The organism is Arthrobacter sp. Hiyo1 (genome assembly GCF_001263615.2).
Lineage (GTDB): Bacteria > Actinomycetota > Actinomycetes > Actinomycetales > Micrococcaceae > Arthrobacter.
Genome location: NZ_DF952472.1, coordinates 398072 through 399907 on the forward strand (window position 1 = coordinate 398072; position 1836 = coordinate 399907).

At 64.0% G+C, this 1836-nt stretch carries 3 protein-coding genes; all 3 read right to left on the reverse strand.

The window, feature by feature from the left end:
* On the reverse strand, positions 1 to 573 hold a 573-nt coding region (locus AHiyo1_RS15400), incomplete at its 3' end, for a UDP-N-acetylglucosamine--N-acetylmuramyl-(pentapeptide) pyrophosphoryl-undecaprenol N-acetylglucosamine transferase (RefSeq protein ID WP_172465606.1).
* Positions 574 to 579: 6 nt separating this feature from the next.
* Positions 580 to 1188, reverse strand: coding sequence for an FtsW/RodA/SpoVE family cell cycle protein (locus tag AHiyo1_RS28290; protein ID WP_445286229.1), 609 nt, complete (start codon positions 1186 to 1188; stop codon positions 580 to 582).
* Positions 1185 to 1836: FtsW/RodA/SpoVE family cell cycle protein (locus AHiyo1_RS28295; protein WP_445286230.1), on the reverse strand; the 652-nt coding region annotated here is incomplete at its 5' end. The genes AHiyo1_RS28290 and AHiyo1_RS28295, both read right to left, overlap by 4 nt.

The window sequence follows — 1836 nt, forward strand, 5'->3', positions numbered from 1 at the left end:
GGCGTCCAGGCCAAGCGACTGCCGGGCATCCGCGCGCCAGGCCGCCCGGTCCAAACCGGCGATGGCCTTGCGCATGGGCATCCCGACATGGCGGGCGTGCCGTAGCCGGGTTTCCGGGAAGGCCACGCCCACGTGCTTGGTGAACATGGCTCCTACCCGGTTGGCAAGCCCTGCGCGCGTGTTGGCCTCGTGGATGACGATGGGGATCCTGCGACGCCAGGCCGCGAGGTACATGGGAGTGCAGACATAGCCGCCGACGCCGAGGAGGACGTCGGCCTGTGCGTCGTCCAGGATGCGACCGGCTTGCTTGACGGCCGCCGCGAGCCTGCCGGGCAGTTTGAGCAGATCCGCGGAAGGCTTGCGGGGAAAGGGAACCCGGTCAATCGTGGCCAGCTCGTAGCCGGCGGCCGGCACGAGGCGCGTTTCCATGCCGTTGGGCGTGCCGACGGCAAGGATCTTCGCGTCCGGCCGCAGCGACTTGATGGCGTCGGCGATGGCAAGCAGGGGGCTGATGTGTCCGGCGGTCCCGCCGCCGGCGAGGACCACGGAGAGGGGCTTGGGCTGGGAATTCATGGAGTGCTATGTACGCTTTCGTGCAGTTTTCGCAAATCGCCAGCGCGGCTTGGAACGGCTGGCAGGAGCCATTTGGGCGCGGGCCAAAGACAACACTACGCCCACGCCACATAGCGACATCACCAACGCTGAACCGCCATAGGAAATGAAAGGCAGAGGAACGCCGATCACGGGGAGCAACCCTGCCACCATGGCCATGTTGATCGCAGCCTGTCCAAGCATCCACGCCATGATCGAGCCGCCGAGCACCCGGGCGAACAAGTCTTCCTGGTGGCTGACGACCCGGTAGATCGCAACCGCGAGCAAGGCAAAAAGCACCAGGACCACGATCGTCCCCACAAGCCCGAGTTCTTCCCCGATGACAGCGAAGATGAAGTCGTTGTGGGCTTCGGGAATCCACTGGTATTTTTGCCGGCTCTGGCCGAGTCCGACACCAAGCCAACCTCCCGAAGCAAGGGCGCTGAGCCCCTGTTCGCTCTGGAAGCCGATGTCGCTCGCCCCCGCGCAGCTCTGCCCCATCCATGAGGTGATCCGGCACATCCGGTTTCCACTCGTGAACGCCAGGATCAGGGCGGCAGCTGCGGCAACTCCGCCGGCCGCAGCGAAGAGCCTCAAGTTGACGCCGCCGAAAAACAATCCGGCAGCATGATGAGCATGACCACCAGGGAGGTTCCGAGGTCATGTCCGAGGACAATCAAGGTGATGATGGCGCCGGAGACCGGAACGACCGGGATCAGCGCGTGCGTCCACTTGTCCAGAAGTTTTGCTTTGACGGAAAGAACCGTGGCCATCCAGAGCACCAGCGCGAACTTGGCGAACTCCGATGGCTGGAAGGTGAAGCCGCCGATCTCGATCCAGTTCTGGTTGCCCAGCACACGTTTGCCGATGACCAGAACCAGCACCAGCAAGGCGCCGGCAAGAATGATCGAGGGCCACGCGAATCGCTTGAGCCACAGGACATTGACCCTCGAAAGCACCAGCATCGCGACGATGCCGATAGCGGCGAACATGCCTTGCTTAGTGGCGATGGAGTATGGGGATTCGCCGGCCGCAATCGCTTCGACGCTCGACGCCGACAGGACCATGATGATCCCGATGGCCGTCAGCGCAAGCGAAGCACCAAGAATCAAGTAGTAGGTTGACCCGCCGCTCGATTTACCGCTTCCCTCGAGAGTCGACCAAAACCCGGAAATCCCCGAGCGGATGCGGGACGGCAGCGAAGCCCGCCCAACGCCTCCCGCGCGTCCGGCGGGGTCTGCCTTG